6 protein-coding genes and 2 pseudogenes are annotated in these 6,844 nt (G+C 72.5%); 6 read left to right on the top strand and 2 right to left on the bottom strand.

Features of this window, described 5'->3' with window-relative positions; genetic code table 11:
* Nucleotides 1-156: 156 nt before the first annotated feature.
* Together OEY_RS0122155 and OEY_RS28835 are read left to right on the top strand one after the other, a co-directional pair.
* Entirely contained in the window at nucleotides 157-1,104 is a 948-nt protein-coding gene (locus tag OEY_RS0122155; RefSeq protein ID WP_010595954.1) for a CopD family protein, read from the top strand.
* 11 nt (nucleotides 1,105-1,115) lie between these two features.
* Nucleotides 1,116-1,691, top strand: a pseudogene (locus tag OEY_RS28835) (amino acid ABC transporter substrate-binding protein); the annotation flags it as partial.
* Here the strand turns inward: OEY_RS28835 and OEY_RS0122145 are convergent.
* Complete coding sequence (locus tag OEY_RS0122145; protein WP_228287145.1) at nucleotides 1,644-2,381, bottom strand: DUF998 domain-containing protein; 738 nt, start codon at nucleotides 2,379-2,381, stop codon at nucleotides 1,644-1,646. The pseudogene OEY_RS28835 and the gene OEY_RS0122145 sit on opposite strands and share 48 nt — an antisense overlap.
* A 206-nt stretch (nucleotides 2,382-2,587) precedes the next feature.
* Between OEY_RS0122145 and OEY_RS0122140 the strand changes: the two genes are divergently transcribed.
* The 4 genes and pseudogenes from OEY_RS0122140 (at nucleotide 2,588) to OEY_RS0122130 (ending at nucleotide 6,244) form a co-directional block, all read left to right on the top strand.
* The gene (locus OEY_RS0122140; protein WP_010595951.1) at nucleotides 2,588-3,505 is read left to right on the top strand and encodes a helix-turn-helix domain-containing protein; all 918 of its coding nucleotides are present in this window, start codon (nucleotides 2,588-2,590) and stop codon (nucleotides 3,503-3,505) included.
* Nucleotides 3,506-3,586: 81 nt separating this feature from the next.
* A pseudogene (locus OEY_RS31520) lies at nucleotides 3,587-4,276 on the top strand (pentapeptide repeat-containing protein); the annotation flags it as partial.
* Nucleotides 4,173-4,553 (top strand): PLDc N-terminal domain-containing protein, encoded by a 381-nt coding sequence (locus OEY_RS0122135; RefSeq protein ID WP_017682033.1) that lies wholly within the window; start codon nucleotides 4,173-4,175, stop codon nucleotides 4,551-4,553. The pseudogene OEY_RS31520 and the gene OEY_RS0122135, both read left to right, overlap by 104 nt.
* Nucleotides 4,554-4,672: 119 nt before the next feature.
* Entirely contained in the window at nucleotides 4,673-6,244 is a 1,572-nt protein-coding gene (locus OEY_RS0122130) for an alpha/beta hydrolase (protein WP_010595949.1), read from the top strand.
* A 58-nt stretch (nucleotides 6,245-6,302) separates the two neighbouring features.
* On the opposite strand, the gene OEY_RS0122125 is transcribed toward OEY_RS0122130, so the two are convergent.
* Nucleotides 6,303-6,844, bottom strand: a 542-nt coding sequence (locus tag OEY_RS0122125; RefSeq protein ID WP_010595948.1) for a UdgX family uracil-DNA binding protein, incomplete at its 5' end; no start/stop codon positions are given.

Below are 6,844 nucleotides of genomic sequence, written 5' to 3'. Positions count from 1 at the left end.
CGCCCGCCGCCGGTGCCGCGGCGCCCGCGTCCGACAGCGACGAGGACAGCGGCCCGGCCGTGTGGATCTTCGTCGTCGTGGGCGTCGTCGTCCTCGCCGGCGTGCTGTGGTTCGTGCTGCGCAAGCCGAAGAAGGCCTGACGCCGGTGGCCGGACGTTGACGACGAGCGGTACCGGCACCGCCGCGCACCGCGCGTGGTTGCTCACCGCCGGCGCCGGCGCCACCGCGGGCGTCGCCGCCGGCTGGCTGTTGGCGAACCCGGCCGCGTCGAGCTGGGTCCGGGCGTTGTCGCTGTGTCTCGGTGCGACGGTTCTCGGCCTGGCCGCGCTCGGGGTCATGGTGCGCGACGAGCGGCGGCCCGGCGTCGCCCCCGCCGACCTCTGGCGCGCGATCGCCGGGCTCGGCGGATTCTGGGTCCTGACGGAGGCCGTGCAGCTCGTGCTGCAGGCCGCGGACACGACGAACGTCCCCGTGTCGCGGCTCGGGCTGTCGCGCTTCGCGGAGTATCTCGGCAGCGCGGGCACCGGCCGGATCGGGGTGGCCGCACTGGTGTGCGCGCTGGCGTGCACGGTCGTCGCGGCGCTCGCGTATCGCCGGTCGGCGACGTGGTCGACGGTGCCGGTCCTCGTCGCCGCGGCGCTGGCGGTCATCGCCCGGCCGGTCACCGGGCACATGTCGCAGCAGACCCTCGGATCGCTGCTCGACGCCGCGCACGCGCTCGCTGCGGCGCTGTGGTTCGGCACGCTCGTCGCGCTGGCCCTGACGGTCCGGTCCCGCGGGGCGTGGGCCCGGCTGCTCCCCCGCTACTCGGTGCTCGCGGTGCGCTGCGTCGCCGTGCTCGCCGCGACGGGCGTCGTCGACGCGGCCGTTCGGCTCGGCTCGGTCGCGGCCCTGATCGACACCGGTTACGGGCGCATCGTGCTGGCCAAGGCGGTGACCCTGCTGGCACTGCTGGCGCTGGCGTGGTGGTGGCGACGGACGTGGGTGCCGGCCGCGACCGCGCACCGGGTCACCGCGGAGGTGTCGCTGCGCAACGCGGTGCTCGAGGTCGCCGCGACGTCGGTCGCGTTCGGGCTCGCGGCGGCGCTGGCCACCAGCGCCTGAACCGCCCGCGAATCTTCGACGAGCTGGCCTCCGGGCGCTTCGACGTCATCGCCTCCGGCACCACCGTCACCGAATCGCGCCGGGAGCGGGCTGCGTTCTGCGCGCCGTATTTCGGGTCCGGGCAGTCCGTGGCGGTGGACACCGCCCGTCAGGCGGTGGACACCGCCCGTCATCCCGCGGTGAGAGGGGTGGCGGACCTGGCAGGCCTGACCGTCGTGGTGCAGCAGGGCAACACCAGCGAGCCGGTGGTGAAACGCCTTCTCGCCGAAGGCCGTATCGGCGGGATCCGGGTGTATGCGTACCACGAGATCGACCGTGCCCGGGACGAGCTGTCGACCGGCGGCTGCGACGCCTTCATGAAACTCGGTCCCGTGCTGAGGTGGCTCACGCGCGTCCGCCCCCACGTCGACGTCGTCGAGTACGACATCACCCGCGAGGAGATCGCGCTCGCGGTGCGCCTCGGCGACGACGTGCTGCGCGGTGAACTCGAGGATGCGCAGCGTGCGCTCGCGCAGGACGGCACGCTCGGTGCGCTGGTCTCACGCCGGCTCGCCCCGGGCGACGGCACGTCTCTCGGCACGCGATGACGCCGGGTGGCCGGCGAGCAGGACGACCGCCAGCACCGCGATCCACAGCACGAACGCACCGAACATCACCCGTTCGACCGCGCCCATGCCGGGGGTGGGTTCGGCGGCGGCGACGGCCGGGACGTACCGGCCCGTCCACGCGCCGAACACGAGGATCGTCGCGACCGTGCCGGCCGAGTACACCCGGAACCAGGTGCCGAAGGCCGCGGCCGCGAATCCGATGAGCGCGCACCACAGCGACACCGTCACCACGCTGAGCGCCAGGTGCATGGTGTCGGCGAGCGGCATCGCTGCCCCGGCCTCGATGTCCTCGCGTCCCGTCATCGGGAACGGCAACCACAGCGGTCCCACGAATGCATAGGCCACCAGGAGAACTCCCGCGATGCGCAGGGGGCGGACGCCGCGGCCCGTGCGCCACACACCGATCCCGAAGGCGACGATCAGCGCGTCGTACACGAATCCCGCGACGGTCAGGGGCGCCCGGGTCGGCGCGCCGATCGACGTCAGCTCGCTGATCGCCTGATCGAAGCGGTTGTAGCCGTCGTAGAGGGCGGCCGCGAGTACCTCGTGCGCCCCCACGTACAGCAGAGACGACACGATCCCGCAGGCGAGCAGCACCGTCGATGCCGTGTCCGGACGTCGCGGACCGTCGCGCCGGAGCTGGGGTGTGTACGGATCAGGAGTGGACACCGTCGGCCTCCCGGGACGCCGACTCGGCGGTGCGGGCGCCCGCTGGGTCCAGCATGATCCGGCCGGGGAGGCGACGCCAGAGACCTTCGTCCCCGATCGTCCGCCGAGTGTGAGCTGTCCGTCTGCCCGTATGCCATGCCACGGCCGGTGCCGCGTGCCACGCTGACGCACCGGGCCACGGACGCGCCGAGGCGGAAGGAGCGACGGTGTATCGGAAGATCGAACTGCGGGGTCGGCACGGCTTCGAGGCGATGGCCCCCGATGCCGGGAACCGCACCGAGCTGTCCGTCCCCGACGTGACGCAGTTCCGGTTCCGGATGGAGATCTGCGACGTCGGGGCGCTCACCGTCGGCCGGGTGCAGATGTCACCGCATCGTGCTCTGCCCGGCCTCGTCGAGGACGGCGAGGTCGCCAACCTGTGTCTGATGCTGTCCGGCAAGCAGGTGGTCGACGACGGGACGACCCGCGTGCACATCGAGGTCGGCCGGATCGTCCTGCAGGTCGGGTGGAACCGATACGAGGCCGTGGATGCGGACGGGTCGGACCTTCTCCTCGTGCGCATCCCCCGGCACCGGCTCGAAGAACGCGGACTCGATCTCGAGGAGACGTCCGTGACGTTCGGGCCGGCAAAGCCCACCATGTCGGTGCACGCGCTCAATGCGGTGGGGATGACCATGCTTCGTGAACGCGGTCGCCACAACACGACCGCGGCCCCCCGCAGCGTGGAGAACGCCCTGATCGAGCTCGTCGTGGGTCTGCACCACGAGTCGCTCGGGTACGGCGCCGATTCGGGTGAGCTGCGTGGCAGCGTCTACGCCCGCGCCCTCACCCTGATCCGAGCCCATCACCACGACCCGACGCTGACCCCCACCGTGATCGCGGAACGCCTGCAGCTGTCGTTGCGAAGCCTGCAGCGCGCGTTCGCAGCCCACGACACCACGGTGGCGTTCCAGATCCGGCGGCTGCGCGCGCACCGCGCGGCGGCGCTTCTGCAGGAACCCGGCTATACCCGCACAACGGTCGCCGAGATCGCCGCGATCACCGGTTTCGCGTCCAGCGCCGAGCTGCGTCGCGCCCTGCGCACGGTGCGCGGGGTGAGTCCGGCGGAGCTGCGACCACGCTGAGCTCGACCACGCTGAGCTCGACCACGCTGAGCTCGACCACGCTGAGCTCGACCACGCTGGCTCGACCACGCTGAGCTCGACCACGCTGAGCTCGACCACGCTGAGCTCGACCACGCTGAGCTCGACCACGCTGAGCTCGACCACGCTGAGCTCGACCACGCTGAGCTCGACCACGCTGAGCTCGACCACGCTGAGCTCGACCACGCTGAGCTCGACCACGCTGAGCTCGACCACGCTGAGCTCGACCACGCTGAGCTCGACCACGCTGAGCTCGACCACGCTGAGCTCGACCACGCTGAGCTCGACCACGCTGAGCTCGACCACGCTGAGCTCGACCACGCTGAGCTCGACCACGCTGAGCTCGACCACGCTGAGCTCGACCACGCTGAGCTCGACCACGCTGAGCTCGACCACGCTGAGCTCGACCACGCTGAGCTCGACCACGCTGAGCTCGACCACGCTGAGCTCGACCACGCTGAGCGCGACCACGCTGGCTCGACCACGCTGAGCGCGATCGCCCACGGAATGGGCGTGGTGCATTTCGCGCCACCGCCGCACATTCCGCGTCGCCGTGTTCCAATGTGCGGCGAAGACGGTGTACCTGTTTACGTCCGGGTGTCCTTTCCGTCCGTTTCCCGGGCACCTCCGAACCTGAAGGGCGTGTGTGATGCTGGATTCGTTGTGGGACCTGTTGTGGTACACGCTGGTCGTCTTCGCGTTCGTCGCGTACCTGCTGATCCTGTTCCAGGTGCTGACGGACCTGTTCCGTGATCGCTCCACGTCCGCCGTGGTCAAGGTCGTGTGGATCATCTTCCTGATCGTCCTGCCGTACCTGACCGCCTTCGTCTACCTGCTGGTGCGGGGCCGCGGCATGGCCGAGCGGTCCGCCGCCGCCCACGACGCGGCCCAGCACGCCGCCGACGACTACATCCGCAAGGTGGCCGGACGATCCCCCGCCGCCGAGATCGCCGAGGCCCAGGCCCTGCTCGAGGCCGGGACGATCACCGGCGACGAGTTCGACCGGCTCAAGGCCAAGGCCCTGCGCTGACCGCCGCGGCCGAACTCGAGCACGAGCGGGCGGGCGCGCCGCGCGCTCGGCTGCGCAGCTACGGGCGCCGGTTCCACCCGGTCGGCCTGGGGCTGGCGCTGCTGTTCTTCGTGGGGTCGATGACGCCGTCGCTGCTGCCGCGCGTGTGGTACCTGCAGGCGGTCGCGACGGGAATCAGCGTCGCCATCGGCTACGGGGTGGGCTGCCTGATCGCCTGGGTGGTCCGGCGCTGCGGCGTCGAGCCGCACTGGTCCGAGCGGACCCGGCGGATCGGCTGGTGGGTGCTCGCCGGCGCGGCGCTGGTCCTGGCGCCGACCTTCCTGGTGCTCGGGTCGTGGTGGCAGCAGATCGTCCGCGATCTGGTGGGCGTGCCGCGAGCGCAGCGCGCCTTCTACCTGCTGGTGCTGCTGATCGCGCTGGCCGTCGCGTTGCTGCTGCTCGCGGCGGCCCGCGCCGTGCGCCGGGGCACCGACCGGTTGACCCGCTTCGCCGGCCGGTTCGTGCCCGGTCCCGTCGCCCGCCTGGCGGCGGTGCTCGTCGTCGTGGTGCTGGCCGTGTTCGTGCTCGACGGCGCCGTCGACCGGGTCCTGCTCGGCGTCGCGGAGCGGTCGGCGGCCGTCGCCGACACCGGCACCGCCGAGGGCGTCACCCAGCCCCGGCTGACGGAACGGTCCGGGTCGCCGGCGTCGAACGAGCCGTGGGACAGCCTCGGCCGGGAGGGCCGCACCTTCGTCGCGGGCGGCCCCACCGCCGAGCAGATCGAAGCCGTCACCGGCGCGCCCGCGCGCACCCCGATCCGCGTGTACGCCGGGCGCGAATCCGCGGACTCCGTCGAGGGCATCGCCGAGCGGGTCGTCGCCGAACTCGAACGCACGAACGCCTTCGACCGCCGCGTGCTGGCGGTGGTGACCACCACCGGCCGCGGCTGGGTGAACGCGAACGTCGCGGGGGCCTTCGAGTACGTCAACAGCGGGGACTCGGCGATCGCCGCCATGCAGTATTCGTTCCTGCCCAGCGCGCTGTCGTTCGTCGCCGACCGCGACACTCCGCAGCAGGCCGGGCGAGCGCTGTTCGACGCGGTGTACCGGCAGTGGTCGGCCCGGCCCGAGGGGCAACGCCCGAAGCTGGTGGTGTTCGGCGAGAGCCTCGGCTCGTACGGCGGGCAGGCCGCGTTCGCGTCGGGTCAGGACATCGTGGCGCGCACCGACGGGGCGCTGCTGGTGGGCACCCCCAACTTCGCGCAGCCGTGGGGCCGGATCACCGCGGACCGCGACCCCGGTTCCCTCGAGCGGCTGCCCGTGGTGGACGACGGCCGCAACATCCGGTTCGCGTCCCGGCCCGGCGACGCGGACCTGCCGGGGCCGTGGGAGTTCCCCCGCGTGGTGTTCTGGCAGCACGCGAGCGATCCGATCACCTGGTGGTCGTTCCGGCTGCTGCTGCAGCGGCCGGACTGGCTGCGCGAACCGCTCGGCCCGGATGTGGACCCCGGGATGCGCTGGCTGCCGTTCGTCACGTTCTGGCAGGTCACGCTGGACATGGTGTTCTCCGCGGACGTGCCGTCCGGGTTCGGGCACGCCTACGGTCCCGAGGCCGCCGAGCTGTGGGCGGACATCCTGGCCCCCGAGGGCTGGGACGGGGCCGCGACCCGGCGGGTGCAGGACGCCCTCGCCGGGACGGACCCCGACGACTGAACCATGGACGACTGAACCACGGACGACTGAACCACGGACCGGCGCTGCGGCAGGATGCCTACAGCACGCCGGCGGCCACCCTCAGGTCGGCGACCAGCCCGGCGAGCGCCTCCTCCCGCTGCGCGCTCGGTCCGCGCAGGATCGCCGACGGGTGGATCGTGGCGACGACGGCCGGATCCGACGGGACCCGCACGTCCGGGTGCAGGATCTCCCCGCGGTGGGCGGTCACCCGGAACGACGGCCCGAGCAGCGACTGGGCCGCGGTGGCGCCGAGGCACACGAGCACGTCGGGTCGCACGGCCTGCAGCTCGGCGACCAGCCAGGGCCGGCACGCGACGATCTCGCCGCGCGCCGGTTTCTTGTGGATGCGGCGCCCGCCGGCCGCGGCCCGCTCGAACTTGAAGTGCTTGACCGCGTTGGTCACGTACACCTCGCCGCGGTCGATGCCCGCCTCCTCGAGCGCCCGTTCGAGCAGCCGCCCGGCGGGGCCGACGAACGGCTCCCCCGCGCGGTCCTCCTGATCGCCGGGCTGCTCGCCGACGAGCACGAGCCGGGCGCTCGCCGGTCCGGCGCCGAACACGGTGCGTTCGGCGTTCCGGT

Origin of the sequence: Rhodococcus sp. P14 (assembly GCF_000256505.1) — a bacterium.
Classification (GTDB): domain Bacteria; phylum Actinomycetota; class Actinomycetes; order Mycobacteriales; family Mycobacteriaceae; genus Rhodococcus; species Rhodococcus ruber.
The sequence above is the reverse complement of the archived record's forward strand: the minus strand, read 5'-3'. Positions and strand labels throughout refer to the sequence as shown.

What these genes read in the sequence shown, in the direction of transcription:
- OEY_RS0122130 (WP_010595949.1), top strand. Translation starts at nt 4,673, where the DNA reads ATGACGCCGTCGCTGCTGCCGCGCGTGTGGTACCTGCAGGCGGTCGCG.
- OEY_RS0122135 (WP_017682033.1), top strand. Translation starts at nt 4,173, where the DNA reads ATGCTGGATTCGTTGTGGGACCTGTTGTGGTACACGCTGGTCGTCTTC.